We start from the raw sequence: 18,507 nt of genomic DNA, 5'->3' as shown, positions 1-18,507 counted from the left end.
ATGCAAGACAACCGTATCGAAGGCATCCTGAAGGCAATTCGGAACGAACCCGTGCCGGATGACGTGCATGAACTTGCGACGCATATCACATCAGAATTCGAACAGGAATTCATTGTTAATGGACTATCCACTAGCCTCTGGGAGAGAGTCATGAAGAGTCGCGTAACTAGGTTTGTAGCTGCCGTCGCCGCTGTTGTCATCGGACTCGTAGGCGTCGGCGTGCTGATCGATGAGTCCGTCAGCTTTGCAGAGGTTGTCAAACCCCTGCTAAATGCTGGCACCGTTGAACTTGATTTTGTCGTCGGCGACGAGAAGGACGGCCCAATCGTCCATGATGTGGTCGTAGGATCGAAAATCCGGCGCACATTCTCGAACATGAACACGGTACTGATTATTGATCTCGACGCCGCGAAGATGCTCGCGTTGGAACCGTCGGACAAGAGTGCCGCCTTGGTTGACATCAAGGGGCCAGTTGAGAAAGGGACAAAGAACTATCTTGGAATCGTCAGGAACGTGTTGGCCGAAGTCGAAGCGGATCCTAACCGAACCGCACGCCCATTGGGTGAACGGGAAATTGACGGTCGAACTGCGGTCGGATTCGAAGTGGGTGGCAAGGATATGAAGCTGACCATCTGGGCCGATCCCGAAACGTCGCTGGCGATGCGCATCGAGATGCAGTATGGAGAGTCACGTACCGTGCTGAAGAACATTCGGTTCGATGTGGATACAAATGAATCGCTGGTCAGTATGGACGTGCCCGCAGGGTACACGCTGCAGGAAGCTACCTTCGATATGACTCAGTTCAGCGAAAAAGACTTTGTTGCCAGTCTAGAAGTGTTCGCGGAACAATTCGGTAATGGAGCGTTTCCCGATACTTTGAGTACGGAAGTCTATATGAAGCAAATGGCTGGATTGGCGGCAAAGATCGCACCACTGGATATTTCAGTGAATGAGAAAACACAACTCGGCATTCAGTTCGCTCGTGGGATGCTCTTTCTACAGAGCCTCGACCACCGAGCCGAGTGGGGCTACACCGGCAAGGGAGTCCAACTTGGCGACGCGGAGAATACGATCTTCTGGTACCAACTCAATGGGACCAAGGTGCGCCGCGTGATCGATGGTGACTTGAAGGTCCAAGAGACGGCGGTGGCGGAGTAGCATCGAGTAGCGAGTCACTCGGCGAGCCGATGGACCGAGCGAAGAACCCAGTAAAAAAAAGTCAGGGAAGTGGGCTCTTCGCTAGCGGACAGACCACTCTTTCGAATCGGACGGTCATCTCCGACCGCCGGATTCGCGAACAAGTCGACGTTTGGTTTTCGACCAGACGCCGGCTTCTTTCGTGCTTTTCCGCTCTGCGGGGAACGACCTAAGTCACTGCGTTTCGCTTTTCATTGGAGCCTGTGGGCATCGCGTTGCGGGTTGCTGAAAATAGCCACCTGATGGGCACTCGCCAACATGTCACTTGGTCACAACGGGTGCGCAAAGTCGATTGCAACGGCCACAATGCAAATTGCGGCTCGAACAATCCCGGAACATGAATGATTTGGTGAAGTGGTGTCTCGGTCGTTACCAACTTTTTTTCGCTCGTTGAGAAACTCGCCGGGAGGTTCGGCTGCACGATCAAACGCCGAAGGTCTCCACTACTTTCGATACGAACGTCCTGGAAAGTGCGCATGATTGCACATCGCGTGCACTATTGCACATGCCGACGTCTTACGATCGAAATAGGCAATGATATGAGGTGTGAATCATTCCTTTACGAGGAATCGCAAGTGATTGTTTCGCTTTGGCACTGTTGATGCTTTACTTGTTGATTGTGCGTTGGCTTTGCATCATAAACAGCAGGAGGATCGCGGTGAATGTGAAATCGGAGCAATCGCTATTCGTTCTTTTCGACCGTTGGCGAACCGAAGGTCGCAACGTATTTTTGCGTGTCGGCGAGGTTCGCGGCAGGGCGAAAAGAGCAGACGATATCGAAAAAGTTCTTGCCAGAATGAATGTCAAGAGTTTACCAGATGTCTCATAACTCGCTGTCCGCGATGCTGCTTGATCTCGCGATTCTGTTCTTTGCCACGTACCTGTTGTCGGCAATACTTCAACGAATTCGGATCCCGCCAATCTTGGGCGCGTTGTTTGTTGCGATGGCGGCTCAGTACACGCCGATCGGCCAGCGTTTGCTTGCGGAAGATTTGTACCCGACGTTCAGCTTCATGGCTGAATTGGGCGTGATGTTTCTATTGTTCTTCATCGGACTTGAAATTGACATCGCGGAAATGTCATCGCATGGTCGTGATATCCTGTTGCTCACGGCGATGGGAGCTGCTCTGCCGTTTCTACTTGGTCTCGGTGCGATGCTGGCTCTTGGCTATGGGTTGACGGTTGCACTTGTGGTCGGGATGACTCGCATTCCCACTGCGGAAGCCGTGATTGTACCGATCCTCGATGATTTTGGACTCCTGAAGACGAGAGTCGGCCAGTTTATTGTGGGAGTTGGAACGCTTGATGATTTCTTTGAGGTTATTCTAGTCGTCATCGTATCGGTATGGATTGGAGTGGGGGCAACGGATGCTGAAGCGTCGGCGAGCCACGAAGTTCTGATGGTTGCCGTAAGTGCGGTGGTGTTCGCTATGGTGTGTTGGTTTCTGTACCACTGGGGAATTCACTGGCTGAGCCAGATCGTTCGACGCGACACTCGCCAATTGGTGCTGTTGTCGATGGTGCTCTTGATCGGTTTCGGCGGCGTTTGCGAGGCAACGGATTTGGGAATGGTCGTGGGGGCGATTAGCGCAGGCATCGTAATGGCACCGCTCTTGAAAGAAGATAGACACGGTGAACAGGCGATGCGAGTGTTTCGGAGCATTGGTTATGGCTTCGTGGGAATCGTCTTCTTCTTGTGGATCGGTTTGAGCATTGATTTGGGAGGTTTGGTCGGTAACCCCACGTTGGCGATTTTGCTGTTTCTAGCAGCTTCGGTGGGCAAGGTCGGAGCCACATTATTGATGGTGCCCATGGGGCGACTCGGTATGCGTGAGGCATTGACGATCGGTATTGGCCTCGACGCACGGCTGACCACAGAGATCGTTGTAGCTCGACTTTTGTTTGATGCACAGCTAATCGACCTGTCTTTATTCACTGCATTGGTTGCCGCCGCGTCGCTATCGGCCATCACGGTGCCAGTCCTTTTTGCGGTCTTGGTCAACAAATGGAGCGATTACTTGATTCCCGAACGTCCGGCCGACAGCCCAATGATGGAGAAAGCTGAACCATGTCAACGATGAGCGATTCTCCATTGCAAACCGAAACGTTGCGACATTGTGTTTACGCGGCCGAGGTTGATGAAATTGCCGAGTCACTTCAGACAAACCTATCGCGTGGCCTGCGGGGCGAGCAGGTTGAGATTCGCTTAAAGCAGCATGGTCCGAATACCCTGCAAACGACAGCTGAAACGCATTGGTATGAAGTGGTTGTCCGGCAATTTACAGACATTTTGATTTTGATTCTTGTTGTCGCAGCGATTATTTCGGTTGCTGTTGGTGAGGTGACCGACGCCATTACTATCTTTGCCATCGTCGTCCTAAATGGGGCACTTGGGTTTGCCCAAGAGTGGAAGGCCGAGCGAGCATTAGAAGCGCTCCGCGATATGCTAAGTCCACGTTGTAAGGTCATTCGGGATTCAACAGAACAAGAGATCGATGCGGTGACGCTCGTGCCTGGGGACCTCGTTCGATTGGAGACGGGCGACGATGTTCCGGCTGACCTGCGATTGGCACAATGTGTGAATTTGAAGATGGATGAATCGGCATTGACTGGCGAATCCGTCTCCGTTGCAAAAGCTTCTGTCCCGGTTGGCGAAAACTCACCGCTGGCCCAACGACATTCGATGGTGTGGATGGGAACCGCAGTAACGAGTGGTCGTGCCATTGGCATCGTTGTTGCGACAGGTGAGCAGACCGAGTTTGGCCGCATCGCCACACTTACCGAGTCGATCGGCCGAGAAACAACACCCCTGCAACGTAAACTGGCCGTACTCGGCAAACAGCTTGGTTTTGCTGCCGTCGTGATCGCCATCATGGTGTCGGTCGCAGGTTGGGCAATGGGCAAACCACTGCTTGAAATGTTTCTTACCGGCGTTTCGCTTGCCGTTGCCGTGGTCCCCGAAGGATTGCCGGCGGTGGTGACATTGACGATGGCGTTGGGGATTCGTGCAATGGTCCGGCGCAAGGCATTGCTGCGTCGGTTGCGCGCAGCCGAAGGTTTGGGGGCGGCCACGGTAGTGTGTACGGACAAAACAGGTACGCTGACGCAGAACCAGATGACAGTGCGGACAATTTGGCTCTCCGGCGGATCGATCGATGTCACCGGTGTCGGCTATGATCCGGCGGGACACTTTGAGGTTGCTGGTGAAAAGATTGATTACCACCAACGCAGCGACTTGCTGAAACTGTTGGAAACAAGCTTGCATTGCAATCACGCCCGGCTGGATAGAGACGGCAATGGGTGGCAGGAGCGAGGCGAACCGACCGAAAGTGCGTTGGTTGTGGCAGCATACAAAGCGTGGCTCGAACCGGAGCGACATCCGCACGCGGTCCAGGAGCATTCGTTCGACTCATCGCGAAAACGGATGACCATTGTCGAACACGACAAAGACGGATGGGTGGCACATATCAAGGGTGCTCCTGAAGTGATTCTCTCTCGATGCACACAAGTCCTCGATGATGACCGAGTGCATGAGCTTACCGAAACGCGACGCCAGGAAGCCGAAGCCGCCTACAACGAGATGGCAAACGGTGGATTGAGAACGCTTGCGATCGCACGTCGTGAACTTCCGAGAAACAGTTCGTTAGAGGCTGATACAGTCGAAGAGAACCTGACGCTGTTAGGCATCGTCGGCATGATGGACCCACCTCGCGCCGAAGTGCCCGATGCAATTGGTTTGGCGCAGTCCGCGGGAATACGAGTTGTCATGATTACCGGTGACTCACCCGCGACGGCTCTGGCAATCGCTCATAGCGTGGGATTGCCTTCGACAAATGCGATCACAGGGCAAGAGTTGAACGAGATGGACGATGACACGCTGTCCGTAACACTTAACAATGACGTCGTGTTTGCACGAACGACGCCCGAACACAAGTTGCGGATCGTCGAAATACTGCAATCCGATGGTCACATCGTCGGCATGACGGGTGATGGTGTGAACGATGCACCAGCTCTGAAAAAGGCGGACATCGGAATCGCGATGGGATTACGAGGAACGGATGTTGCCAAGGGTGCCGCCGATATTGTTCTAACGGATGATAATTTTAGCTCGATCGTTGGTGCGATCGAAGAGGGCAGACGCCAGTACGACAATATCCAGAAATTCGTTCGATATCTGCTTTCCTCCAACACGGGTGAAGTCGTTGCGATTTTTGTCAATATCATCATCGGTGGACCGCTGATCTTGCTTCCCGTTCAGATTCTGTGGATGAACTTGGTCACCGATGGTATGACAGCGGTGGCGCTCGGCCTTGAACCAGCTGAGAAAACCGTGATGCAGCGACCTCCACGTAAACCTACTGAGCCGGTGCTTAACTGGTCCGGCATCGGAGTGATCTTGGGCTTAGGTGCTTACATTGGATTAGCAACATTGTGGCTGTTCCACCATTACTTAGGGCATGATGATCCCGAAACGGTCATGCTGGCTGAAACCGTTGCGTTCACCGGAATCGTTTTGATCGAGAAAGCAAACGTGTTGAATTTCCGGTCGCTCGACTCACCACTCTTGTCAGTTGGCATCTTCACCAATCCATGGGTCATCATCGCAATCGGTGTCACCGTCGGGCTGCAAGTCTGTGCCGTCTACGTTCCATTTTTGCAGACTGCGCTGCATACGACACCGCTACGTCTGTCCGATTGGGGGATGATTCTGGCAATGGCGGCACCCGTCTTTGTGGTCACCGAGTTTGCCAAGTGGTTTCGCCAACGAACGTCTGTCGAAAAGGTGTCGCAAAAGTGAGTTATTATTTCCGTTTTTCGGTAACCCAGTGATGAACGTCAAGTCAAGTGCTCACTCAGGTTTCGCGTTGCTCTGACGTTTTAGTGGGGACGTTTGAGAATGCAGTTTTGGCACTGTAATTGCATCTTTCCGTCACCGCCGTTTAGTCAAACGCGGTCATTTCGATTTACGCAAAAACATAAGGGAATGCCATGTCTGTCACGATTAACGAAGTCCAGCAAGAAAACATTCTGGAAATTCATGCTTCTGGTAAACTTGACCAAGAGGCCTATGAGTTGTTCTTGCCGTCGGTGGAACGCCAGATCGAAGAATACGGGAAGATTCGTATTCTTTTTGCCATGCACGATTTTCACGGATGGGATGCGGGTGCCATGTGGCAAGACATCAAGTTCGATGTCAAACACTTCAATGATATTGAGCGTTTGGCGATCGTAGGTGAAAAGAAATGGGAACGCGGTATGGCTATGTTCTGCAGACCGTTCACGACCGCTAAAATTCGCTATTTCGACGTTAGCGAGATCGACGAAGCCCGCCTTTGGCTTGTCGAGTAATTGCATGCGTTGTTAGGCAGAAGTTCGCAAATGCAACTTGCCGTTCCTGTTTGAATCAGCGGGCTACGGGAAACCTTCCCGACTCAAAAACAGCTAAGCTGAACGTCAAAGATGGTTTTGAGAACTTTAGCAGGCAACGAAGGTACGATGAGCAAACTAAATCGAGAACGCTTCATTCTTCCTTTGGTTGGCTTGGTCCTTTCAACTCTTGTCGCTTTGGTCGGTTGCGTCCGTTCATCGGACAGTCCGACCAATGCGGTGTTGCCTGCGGTACCAGAAGATCATCCGCGGTTCCTGACTTGGATCGATTCACGTGTCACCGTTCCGTTGGTTCATGCCGTTTCACCCAATGGACGGTTCGCGATTGCCCAGACTCAAACCGAGACGATCGTTTACGATCTGAACAATCGAAAGGAAATCAAGCATTGGCCGTCGGGGAAGTCGCAATGGTCCTTCAGCCAAGACTCGAAACGTCTGCTGCGGCTTCAGGCGGACGAGATCTCCGTTTTGGCGACCAACTCGCTCGACATGCTTGCTCGTTGGAAAGCAAAACCGAAACTTCCAACGTCGCCGCAAACCTACCTGCAACTAAAAGCTTGTATTAGTCATGATGGTTCACTCGTCGCGGTCGAAAATCGTGACGGATGCTTCGATGCCGCAGTGGATTCTGACTTTCTAATCTTGAACGTCGATACGGGATTCATCTCGCATCAGATTGACTTTCCGTTTGATCGACCGGAAACGCCTCGGGCGTTCCGGTGGGAATTTTCTTTTGTGGGAGCGTACGACCGACTGCTTTTGACACAGCGCACTTTTCGGCTAGGCGAGACGTTGCGTCGGTCAGGGTTAATGCAAATCGACGACGCAGAGCTGATTTGCGAACTTCCCGCCAATGGAATCGTGCGCTACTCGAAAGATCAAAAACTGATCGCGGTAGGAAAATGTAGCGGACGTTCGGATACCAGTCCGGTTCCAACGTCGGCGTCAAGCGAGATCGAAATGATTGACGTTCGCTCGGGAAGTCGACAGCGGTTGATCAAATTTGCGGGAACACTTCGCGACTTTGACATCGATCCCCGTGGAAAGCGTTTGTTGGCCTCGGTGCAAAAGCCTGATGCGAGTCCGCCAATGGAGGTCGATGGTTTTGCAGCTGATCCCGGCGGACGGTTGACTCATTTGTTGCAGTGGAACCTCCGAACGGGCCAACTGAATCGCGAGATCGACCCTCCGCCAATGCCGGTCGCAGCAGTGCGGTACGGAGTCGATGCCTCAAGCTACATGATGGCCATGGAAAGGCCCGATGGAGTTGACGATGGCTTGGAGCAAGTTTGGAGACTGAACGATATTTCGACCGGAAAGCAACTCACGCAAGATGATTGGCTACAACGCGGGACAATGGGTGGTCAACATCAAGATTTTTTTCTTTATCCAGACGGCAAACATTTCATCGTTCGTGGTGGCGAAGTTCAGGTCCGAGCATTACCGGACGGCAAGACGCTTTGGCGGGCCGACGATCGACGCCTTGCTGTACACGATGTGACCTTTTCACCCGATGGCAATTTCTGCTGGGCGGATGGGTTTTTGTCGAGACTGAACGACGGACATCAGCGACGTTGGGGTGGCTTCGGGAAATTGAAGTTCATGGATCGGGGCGAATCCGTTTTCTTTCAAGGCAACAATGAAGTTGGCATCGTGTCGTTGCGAACAAGTACGATTCAGTGGCGGCAGAGCTTTAGCTGGAACGGAAGTATGCTCAGCGCGGACATCTCCCCAGACACGAACTCAATCGCCATCGTGCTGGAACAAAACCGCTACTGGACGCGTGAACTGCCAACGCGAAAAGTCGTGCTGATTGATCGTCGTAGCGAAGACGAACCCAGATCGCTCGATATCAATGCCGCATGCGTTTGTTTCGATCCCACCGGTGAAACCATCTTGATTGCGACGAACGATGGGATTGAGCAGGTCAACGTGGAGACGGGCGCAATCCTGCAAAGAATCGGCCCTCTGCCGGGCGATCCTCTTGCCATCCAGATCAGCCCAGGGGGAAAGCGACTGTTTGTTGCCGGACAATCCGCGCGGAATCCGAATGACTTTGATCGGAATGTGTTTCGGAATGTGTTTCGCAATGTGATGGGAACCGGTTGGCTCGCTCTTGTCGACCTGCAGCAGAATCGTGTGCAACCGCTTCATCAGTCGGAGACGCCGATCACTTGCATCGCACTATCCGACGATGGAAACACTCTCGCAGCAGCAAATGGGACGAGCGATACAACCGACAGTCAGATTTGGATTTGGGACGCACCAACGGCCCCGTCTAGTGAACCGCCACGACAACGTTTTTCAATTGATGGTCATCGTCTCGGAATCAACGATCTGGCCTTCAGCCCCGATGCGTGCATGTTGCTTTCTGCTGCGGATGACGGTGCGGCGCTGTGGGATCTTCGTAGTGAACTTGCCACCCAAAACGGCCACCATGACACGGTCGAACTGGTCTTTCCAAAGCACACCACAACCGTCGAGGCTGCGGATGTTTATCGCGGAGAGGTCCGCCGCGTACCGCCTTACGAAGGTCCACTGCTCTTTCCCGAAAGCCCAGAATCTTCTGGAAACCTAGAAAGCTCTGGAAACTCTGAAACGAAAGCGGCGGAGCGGCCCAAGGCGAATTGGCCACTCGTGTTGATCAACCATTCGTCGAACGAGCATCACTGGCCGGGCTATGAGTTCAAAGAATCGAATATGTGGTTGCGGAATGCCAAGCAACGCATCAATGTCAACTACAAAGTCGATTGGCGTTCGGCTGAATCGAAGTTTCTGCGTCGTTACGAACTGGGGCCGCGCAGTGAAGATTGGAAGTGGCAATTCGCGTTTGATGACAACGAGCGAAGGCCGGTGTTGTTGGACGAGAACCACCAGATAATCCAGGCGTACCCAAAAGTTTTTGACAGCTACCAAAGCACATTGTCGCCATCGGGAAAATGTGTTGCCATTTATTCGGAAAAAACGCGTCAAGGCAGCAGGGCCAACAATCAACTACAAATTGAACTACTCGATGCCACGACCGCTGAGAAGATTTGGACAAGTTCTGCCGTAGCTGGAATTCACGTGTCCGGAATCGAGATGGATCGCGGAGATCAATTCGTGAGCGTCAACGACAACGGCAGGGCCATGATTGTCTTTGACGGACAATCGGGCAAACTTTTGGCGAGGTATCAGCCTGAATACGGCAGTCATCTACTAACACGACTGTCGCCAAGCGGTCAATTTGTTGCGACTGGCCAAAGAAGTCTCGCTGGTGTCATCCTTCGCGATCCGCGTACGCTCGAAAAAGTGAAGACACTGGACACGCAATTTTGCGTTAACTGGTTGCAATGGACCCCCGATGGAAACCACATCATCGCCGGGCAATCCTTTGGGGATGGCATGGAATTGGTTCAATGCTGGGACGTCGAGAGAGGGGAATCGCAGTGGACCCGACGGATGCCAGAGTCACAATTCATTTCGTTTGATCAGGCGGGGGATTGGATGCTTACAGGATCCCGCGCCAATGAAAAGAGGAGAGTGTTGTGTGATGTGAGCGACGGGGCCATTGCGGCCGTGTTCTCGATTTCTAGTGGCTCCCCCGTGGAGCGGCCTGTTTTGTCAAAGTCAGGTGGCGTCGTGCACCTCGGATCGTCAAGTCAACGCGTTGTATGGCCAATGCAAGAACAGCCATAGATGACGGTAGAAATCCGTCCAGACGACATTAACGAAGGGATACGTGGACTGTTTCTCGTCCGTTGCCGCAACCAACGCGATGGAGAAGACGGTACAATGCCGTCTATCGAAAAACGGCAAGAGATGGGGCAGGTCTCAACTCAAGGGAAAAATGCGATGACTCGACGGACTTTTATGAAGTCGGCTGGCGCATCCGCTGCGGCGTTCAATATTCTTCCCAGTCACGTACTGGGTTTCTCGGGACAGGTTGCGCCGAACAGCAAACTCACGATAGCGCTGATCGGCTGTGGTACGCAGGGGCTGCGTGAGATGGCGGGTCTGCTATCCACGCCCGAGGTGCAGGTCGTGGCGGTGTGTGATCCCAATCAAGATAGCGACAATTACGTGGATTGGTCGCGAGATGGCCTGCGGAAAAGTATCGCAAACGTTATCGGCAAGCCTAGTTGGCGATCCGGACAAGCGATTCCAGGCGGACGCGACGTCGGTGCGGAAATGACGGATCTGTATTACGCCAACAAGCGAGCCGCGGACAACTTCAAGGCTTGCGCGAAGTATGCCGACTATCGGGAACTGCTGGACAAGGAAAAGGGTCTGGACGCCGTGAAGATCATGACGCCGGACCACCTGCATGCGACGATCGCCATCGCGGCGATGAAGGCCGGCAAGCGTGTGCTGATGCACAAGCCGCTCGCGAACCGTGTGATCGAGGCGCGTCAGGTGATCGAGACCGCCCGCCAGACCGGTGTCGCCACACATTTCATTCCGTCCAGCTCCGGTGGGGACGTATCGATCTCTGCTCAGCTAATTCGCGGGGGGGCGATTGGCAAGCTCCTCGAAATCCACAACTGGTCCAACCGTCCGGTCTGGCCGCAATACGCGACACTGCCCACCGACACGCCGCCTGTGCCGAAGGACTTCGACTGGAATCTGTGGCTGGGCCCTTCGCTGGATCGGCCCTACCATCCGAATTATACCCACGCAGTGTTTCGCGGCTGGTACGAGTTCGGCGGCGGGGCGGTTGCGGATATGGGGCACTACAGCCTGTGGCGCGTGTTTGCCGAATTCGGCCTCGACGCGCCGGTATTGGTGGAGTCCACGCCAAGCCACGTGTGCACGCTCCGGGATCAGGTCAGCGTCAAGATCCACAACGACTATTCATTCCCGGCGGCGTCGACGATCCGCTTCAAGTTCGCAGCCAAGGGGGAACGTCCTGCGATGGATCTTTACTGGTACGACGGCGGGATGCGTCCACGCACGCCCGAAGAACTTGAACGAGAGAACGCCGAATTGCCGGCTGAGGGAATGATGCTCGTCGGCGAGAAGGGCAAGATCCTGGCCGGGTTCCTGGGCAACAATCCACGGCTGCTTTCCGGAGAGAAGCCGAGCGAAATGCCCGCGCCGACGCCGGTGAACCTAGACTGGGTCAAAGCCTTTCAGGGCGGCGAAGCGACTAGCGGCAGCTTCCTGTTGGCGGGGCCGATTTCGGAGGCTTTCAATCTCGGCGCGATTTCGTTGCGGCTCGGTGGCAAGCGTTTGCTGTGGGATGCGGCCAATAGGAAAATCACCAACTTGCCGAGGGCGGAGAAGTTTCTGACGCGTAAATACCGGAAAGGGTGGGAGATCTGAGCCCCCGGAACTGAATCCACACGAGGAAAGGGAAAGACAGATGCAAGCGATAACGAGACGAAGGTTTTTGGGCCAAGGGGGATTGGCGGCCGGGGCGGCACTGGTAGCGTGCGGTACGCCGGGAGCCGCGCGAGCGAATCCGATCGAGATGCCCGTCGGCGTCCAAACCTATATCGTGCGGGACACGATCGGCCAGGATTTCGCGGGCACGCTACGTCGGTTGGCGGGGATGGGATTTCAGTCGATCGAGATGTGTTCGCCACACGGTTACGGAAAGAGCTGGGAGTCGTTGACGAAGCTCACTGCTACACAGATGCGCGAGACGATCGGTGCGGCCGGTCTTAGCTGCGAAAGTTGCCATTACCCGTTCGTCGAACTGCAGGAGCATCTGGATGAGCGGGTCGCGTACGCCCAAGAGCTGGGGCTAACACAGATGGTCGTCTCCGGTTTCTGGCTCAAAAAGGACGCCACGCTGGATGATTGGCGGAAGTCGGCGGAGGCATGCAACCGGCTGGGTGAGCGCACCCGGAACGCGGGCATCCAGCTCGCCTTTCACAACCACCACTTCGAATTCGCCCAGATCGACGGGACGCTCATCTACGACGAGCTGATGGAGCGGCTCGACCCCGACTTGGTCAAGATGCAGTTCCAGGTGGCGGTGATCAACATCGGCTACAAGGCAGTTACCTATTTCCGGAAATACCCTGGGCGTTTCATCTCCCTTCATTTGGCCGACTACTCGGCGGAAAAGAAACAGGCCGTCCCCATCGGGCAAGGGGTTGTGGATTGGGACGAGCTTTTCTCCGAGGCCAATGCGGCGGGAGTAAAGAACTACTTCGTCGAGATGGGGGCAGAACTGCTAACGCCCAGTGCGGCCTATCTGCACAACTTGACGGTCTGAACACGGATGTCGCGTTTCGTCCGGCTGTAACCTCCGAATCGATCTTGAGGTTGAATAGGCGTGCTGCCTCCAAACTCATGACGAGAGGATGCCACAGGATCTTCTCGCGAGAAACTTAACTTGATAGATGGAAATTGTCGCTCTACACAATTTTTTGCCTCGGTATTCATAGACTCGGTCGAAGTTGTATATCGATTTCGCCTCAACAACTTTCCGTCGAATCGAATGGTGGTTTCGATCGTGATGGATTCGAAGCGTCCTCGCACGATGAAAGTGATTTCGGTATTGGTATGATGAAACGGATAAACGGTTTGTTCTACTACGAAGAATGAATCGACGACCCAACAACAACGAACAACGCTTCAAGCTGATTTGCCAACAGAAGGAACGAACATGTATTTAGTGTCAGGAAATTGGTGCGTGACGTGCGTCTTGCGTCTTGCGAGATGGAGTCTCTTGATCGCCGCAGTTCTGCTATGTCCTGCGAGTTTTTCTTCCGCCGCTGACCCCTTTAGTGAATCAGAGATTTTGAAGGTAATGCAACGGGCGAATCAATACACCGTCGATAACCCCTATCGTGAAAGCGATCGCAATTGGGTGCGAGCCACTTGGTATTCCGGCGTGATGGAAGCGTATCATGCAACGGGAGACGTTGAATATCTCAATCAGGCTGGGCAATGGGCCGAGAAACACCAATGGCGACTTGGAGAAGAAAGATCGGGATTCAACCGACTGTTTTGTGCGATGACCTGGGCAGAACTCTATCTGCTTGACCCCGATCCCAAAAAGACGACTCCCACGATCGACGGACTCGGTGCGGACTTGCCATACGCGCCCGAGGTGGGAAAGGTTTGGTATGGGCATGCGCCCAATCCAACGGATATTGAACGCGTATACGCTGACGCACTGTATGCGGCTCCAATGTTTGCGATGTTGAACAAGGCAACGGGCGACGACAAGTATCTGGATTACTTGAACGATGCGTTCTGGACTGTGACGGATAAAATTCTGGACGAGAACGAAGACCTCTACTATCGCGATCCTTCTTACATCGGACAAGAATCTCCTAACGGCAAAAAAATCTTCTGGTCACGGGGCAACGGTTGGGTGTTTGCCGGGTTGCCAAGAGTTCTGAAACATTTGCCAAAGGACGCTCCGAATTACGACCGGTATGTTGATTTGTATCGGCGCATGGCAAAGTCGCTGGCGTCGCGTCAGGGAGATGACGGTTTTTGGCGGGCCAACCTGGATGATCCCTGGCACTATACGATGCCCGAAAGCAGCGGCACGGCATTCTTTACCGCAGGCTACGCTTGGGGCGTGCGCGAAGGGATCTTGGATCAGGCCACTTACCTGCCGGTAATCATCCGAGGCTGGAATGCACTCGTCAGTGCGATCCATCCCAATGGCCGATTGGGCTGGGTGCAGCCAATCGATGCCCAACCGCGGCCGTCGCATCCCCAAAGCACTCAAGAGTACGCCGTCGGCCCGCTGCTGACCGCCGGCGGTCAGGTCTACCTGCTGGTCCGAGACGGTGTGATTACGCCCTCGAAAATCAAAGCCGCGATTCTCAAACAAAGTGAAATGCTGCCGCCGTCGGCAATCAAGAGCGATCAACTCGTCGCTCGCGACCACCCGCTGAACAAGCAGATCAATGAATTCCAAAAGCACCAACCAAGTCAGGATTTCACTCCGACCAATCTCACCAGGAAGGATTATCTCGACGTGATCGCAGGGCAAGTCTTGGTGATGCGTCAATATCAGGATGACGATGGACGCATCATTGACCCCGTCGAAGGAGTCGAAAAATATTTCACGACGCCCTGTTATGCGCATAGTGTTGCCGTGCTAGCCAAGGCTGGTTATCCGATAGCGAACGATGTCGTCGAAAGCGGCATGAAGGCCCTGGATGTTGCGCTCGACGATATGGCTAACGCGAAGGCAGCGGGCGGACATGGTGACTTTTTCACTTGGCCGATCGTGTTAGCATTTGAGTTGTTTGACAAAACGGCTTCGCAGCAACGCAAGGACACTTGGAGCACGAGTCTTGGCCAGATTGTCCCCGAGAGTGCCTACAACGTTTACCGCAAGCCGATTGATCCATCGGACCACAGGGGCTTCTACCAGACCTACGGTTCGGACTTTGCCAATAACTGGAACCTTGTCAATGTAGCCGGCGAATGGGGAAGGGTTCAGCATGGGTTTGCTGATCCGTGGTATGTGGACTATTGCCTGACGATGCAGTTGGCGAATTTTTCATCATTCGGGATGTATAGCGAACACGGCGATCCCTTGCCGTATGATTTGTTTTCCCGGCACTATTTGGCGGGGATGCTGCAGCGAGGATATCGTTCGTTCGCGTACACCACGTACCGCGATATTCTATGGCGCGGTGCTTGGACGTCTCTGTTCATGCAATCGCCCTTCGGTGAATTGCCGACCGGATACCGCAGTAGTCAGCATGTCTGGAATGAGGCCGAGCAGGCGGTGATCTTTGAAATCTATGCGTCGGCCTACGCAAAGGTCGGACGCGTGACCGAGGCGGGGGCCTTCAAACGGGCCGCGCGACTTTCGTTATCCTCCATTAAGAATTGGATTCGTCCCGATGGCTCGGGCTATATCGTCAAGAACCGTTACCCCATCCAGGCCAAGCATGGATACGAAACCTATTCTGTCCATACTTGCTACAACATGTTGGCCTGTTCGATGCTGGCTCAGGCGTGGCAGTTCGCAGAGGATGGGATCGCAGAGAAACCTTGTCCCGCGGATGTTGGCGGATTCGTTTTTGAGATCCCAAACTTCCACAAGGTCTTCGCCAATGCTGGTGGCACCTACTTGGAATATGACATTAGCGGCGACCAGAAATACAATCCAACCGGCCTGTTGCGGATTCACCTAAAGGATGGCAACCCACAGCTCGGACCGTCCGATGGATGTGCGGCATTTTATAGCGGCAAGGATCAGCTTTTTGCGGTCGGACCCGCCTGGAAGAGTGCGGATGGCGATTGGATCAAATTGGCGGAACTGACTGGGCAAGAGCCAACCGTCGAGGTTCTCGATGCTACAGTTGACCAAGTGCGTTTTAAGGTGAGCTACCGGCTTGATCAGAACGCCTCCGGTACTTTCGTTGGCGTGACGCAGGCGAATACGGTTGCCCTAAACGGCACCGCTTCCTGGTATTCGACCGGTGCGGCTGAGATCGGCAAATGGTTTCAAAGAACATTCAATGGCCACGACATCTACGAAGTCCAAAGCCGAACGGGAATGAATTCGGGCTGCGAGCTTAAGACGACGATTTCGGGACTCAAACCAAACCAGCAATACGCCGTCGGTGCGGTAAGCGGGTTCCGTGACGATGAAAGGTGGCAAGTTCTGTGCGGCCTGACCCCGAACAAAACGGATGCGGTCTTGAGTCGCGGCATGACGGAGTTGACGGGGGACGTCGCACGTCGAAGCTTCTATCATCCCTTGATTCATCAGGGACGCAAACCGATGGGGACGGCTCAGGCTTCTGCGGATGGAACGATCGATGTCTATACTTTCATCCCAGCGGATCTTGTCAATTCAAAACGTTGTTGGCTGGCCGGATTCACGTGCGAGTCGGTCGACTCGAATGCAAATACAAATGCGGATCGTACGGTTACGGCCAGCGAAACTTTCACGGTCACACCCGATGAGGTGCTGGTGGAAAACAGTGTCCAGGGCGCTGGCGTATCACAACTGCGAATCGATTACCCCATGCTGGTCTTTGATGGTGAGAAAAAGACGGACATCCAGATGGATCGTCATTCGGTCAGCTTGAAACTTGGTGGCAAAGGCGTCCGTTTTGAAATGTTGAAACCGACCGATACCGAATTGGTTCGGTCTGGCCAGAAGTTGAACCATCGCAATGGAATCGTCGAACTGCTCAATTGTGACGTTAAGGGAACCACTGCCCGCTACCGTATCGCTCCCATCCGCCCCTGAGATTTGGGCGTGCCAAAGAGCCCTCCCGCTATCATGTCGATCGTCGGCATGATCTTTATTTGCCTCGAACTTTTATTCAGCATGACACTTTATTCACCCATCAAGATTCAACTGCTTTCCCTTGTTGTTTTTGCATTCTCGTTTACACCGTGCGTGGCTGAAGATTACCAGCCGGATTGGAATTTGATCCGCGGCAATTACGAAGTGCCCGAGTGGTATCAGGACGCCAAGTTCGGCATCTGGCCGCACTGGGGCATCTATTCGGTTCCCGCGTATCGAGGCGATGGATTCCCTGCGGAGTGGTATGGCCGGGGGATGCACAGCATCGAGAAGGGGCCCGATGTTCGTCCTAAGAAGAACGACCCCAACACGATTATCAACGACTTCTACGACTCGCGTGGCCTTAAACAGGCGAAGCACCACTTGGAATCGTATGGTGGACCCGAGAGGTTCGGATACCACGACTTCGCCGATCAGTGGAAGGCTGAGAATTTCGACGCCGAGGAGTGGGCACATATGGCGGTCGACTCAGGAGCCAAGTTCTTCTGTATGATGGCTCAACACCACGATAGCTTCTCGCTGTACGATTCAGAGCACACCGAGTGGGATTCGGTTGACAAGGGCCCGAAACGCGACCTATGCCGCGAGGTGAAGGAGGCGATGACCAAGCGGGGCCTGAAGTTCGGCGTCTCAAACCACATGGCGTGGAATGCGACCTTCTTCAAGTTCTACCACTCCAACTACAGCAAGCTGCCCGGTAACGAGAAGTACAAGGATCTGTACTCCGACGGCGTCGTCGATGACGCGTACATCGACCGGTGGTGGAAGCGTACCACCGAGGCGGTCGATAAGCTTCAGCCCGACCTTTACTACTTCGATTGGGGATGGGACACGGGCCGCCTAGCTGACGAGGGCTACCATCCGAAGTTTGCAGCGTACTTGTACAACCGGGCAGTGGAGCAAGGGAAAGGCCAGTTCGGTGCACCGGGCGTCGTCATGTGTTCCAAGGACCACGACGACCCGCCGAATTGTGTCGTTCGCGACATTGAGCGAGGCCGGATGGGCAGCATCCAATCGAACGTTTGGCAGACCGACACATCAATCAGCGTCCACTCGTGGGGCTATGCGTCCGATGACGAGTATCACAGCCTCGACTACCTAATCGAAACGCTGGTCGACGTTGTCAGTAAGAACGGCGTGCTGATGCTTAACTTCGGCCCGCGGGCTGACGGCACAGTCGCTCCCGAATACATGAATCGGTTGCTGGGGATGGGCAAATGGCTCAAAGTGAACGGCGAGGCTATCTACGCCACCCGACCGTTCTCTATCTACCGCGACGGTCTCGATCGCCGAGAGATCAAAGTCCGTTACACACGCAGCAAGGATAACACGACCCTTTACGCTACAGCTTTGGACTGGCCCGGCGAGACTTTCACACTAATCAGTCTTAAGGCAGACAAGTCTGAAACAAGCAATATTAAATCGGTGCGTCTATTGGGCGTCGACGAAGAACTACAGTGGAGCCAAGACAACAACGGGCTACACATCACGATGCCCACCAAACCGGGATACGACTTGGCTTACCCCGTAAAGATCCAATTCAGGGGCGAGTTGCCGAAGCTAGACCGCTAAGTATCAAACGGCAAATGAGTTTCGCATTTTTGTTAGGAACTGGCCCTACGCCATGGTGAATCCTATAAGTCCCAAACTGACTGTTCGCTTGATCCTAAGTGGGAAGCTCAGTAGCCGTT

At 53.9% G+C, this 18,507-nt stretch carries 10 protein-coding genes; all 10 read left to right on the top strand.

Going from position 1 to position 18,507, the window contains the following annotated elements; translation table 11 throughout:
- Nucleotides 1-1,158 (top strand): hypothetical protein, encoded by a 1,158-nt coding sequence (locus CA13_RS07565; RefSeq protein ID WP_146395320.1) that lies wholly within the window; start codon nucleotides 1-3, stop codon nucleotides 1,156-1,158.
- Nucleotides 1,159-1,855: 697 nt separating this feature from the next.
- On the top strand, nucleotides 1,856-2,026 hold the full coding sequence (locus CA13_RS34825) for a hypothetical protein (protein WP_419194057.1): 171 nt from the start codon (nucleotides 1,856-1,858) through the stop codon (nucleotides 2,024-2,026).
- The gene (locus tag CA13_RS07560) at nucleotides 2,016-3,278 is read left to right on the top strand and encodes a cation:proton antiporter (protein WP_146395319.1); all 1,263 of its coding nucleotides are present in this window, start codon (nucleotides 2,016-2,018) and stop codon (nucleotides 3,276-3,278) included. The genes CA13_RS34825 and CA13_RS07560 overlap by 11 nt, the downstream gene beginning before the upstream one ends.
- Nucleotides 3,275-5,995 carry a cation-translocating P-type ATPase gene (locus CA13_RS07555; protein ID WP_419194056.1) on the top strand — a complete coding sequence of 907 codons (2,721 nt, stop codon included), beginning with the start codon at nucleotides 3,275-3,277 and terminating at the stop codon, nucleotides 5,993-5,995. The genes CA13_RS07560 and CA13_RS07555 overlap by 4 nt, the downstream gene beginning before the upstream one ends.
- A gap of 191 nt (nucleotides 5,996-6,186) precedes the next feature.
- Nucleotides 6,187-6,546 (top strand): SpoIIAA family protein, encoded by a 360-nt coding sequence (locus tag CA13_RS07550; RefSeq protein WP_146395317.1) that lies wholly within the window; start codon nucleotides 6,187-6,189, stop codon nucleotides 6,544-6,546.
- A gap of 147 nt (nucleotides 6,547-6,693) precedes the next feature.
- The gene (locus CA13_RS07545; protein ID WP_419194055.1) at nucleotides 6,694-10,263 is read left to right on the top strand and encodes a WD40 repeat domain-containing protein; all 3,570 of its coding nucleotides are present in this window, start codon (nucleotides 6,694-6,696) and stop codon (nucleotides 10,261-10,263) included.
- A complete protein-coding gene (locus CA13_RS07540) occupies nucleotides 10,264-11,889 on the top strand; it encodes a Gfo/Idh/MocA family oxidoreductase (RefSeq protein WP_419194054.1) in 1,626 nt (541 codons plus the stop codon).
- Nucleotides 11,890-11,929: 40 nt separating this feature from the next.
- Entirely contained in the window at nucleotides 11,930-12,790 is an 861-nt protein-coding gene (locus CA13_RS07535; protein ID WP_146395315.1) for a sugar phosphate isomerase/epimerase family protein, read from the top strand.
- 393 nt (nucleotides 12,791-13,183) lie between these two features.
- Nucleotides 13,184-16,756, top strand: a complete 3,573-nt coding sequence (locus CA13_RS07530) for a glycoside hydrolase family 88/105 protein (protein ID WP_146395314.1) — start codon at nucleotides 13,184-13,186, stop codon at nucleotides 16,754-16,756.
- Between the two features lie 81 nt (nucleotides 16,757-16,837).
- Nucleotides 16,838-18,388, top strand: a complete 1,551-nt coding sequence (locus tag CA13_RS07525) for an alpha-L-fucosidase (protein ID WP_419194053.1) — start codon at nucleotides 16,838-16,840, stop codon at nucleotides 18,386-18,388.
- The last annotated feature ends 119 nt before the right edge of the window (nucleotides 18,389-18,507 follow it).

Source organism: Novipirellula herctigrandis (genome assembly GCA_007859835.1).
In the GTDB taxonomy this organism is placed as follows: domain Bacteria; phylum Planctomycetota; class Planctomycetia; order Pirellulales; family Pirellulaceae; genus Novipirellula_A; species Novipirellula_A herctigrandis.
This window is presented reverse-complemented; position numbering and strand designations above follow the sequence as displayed.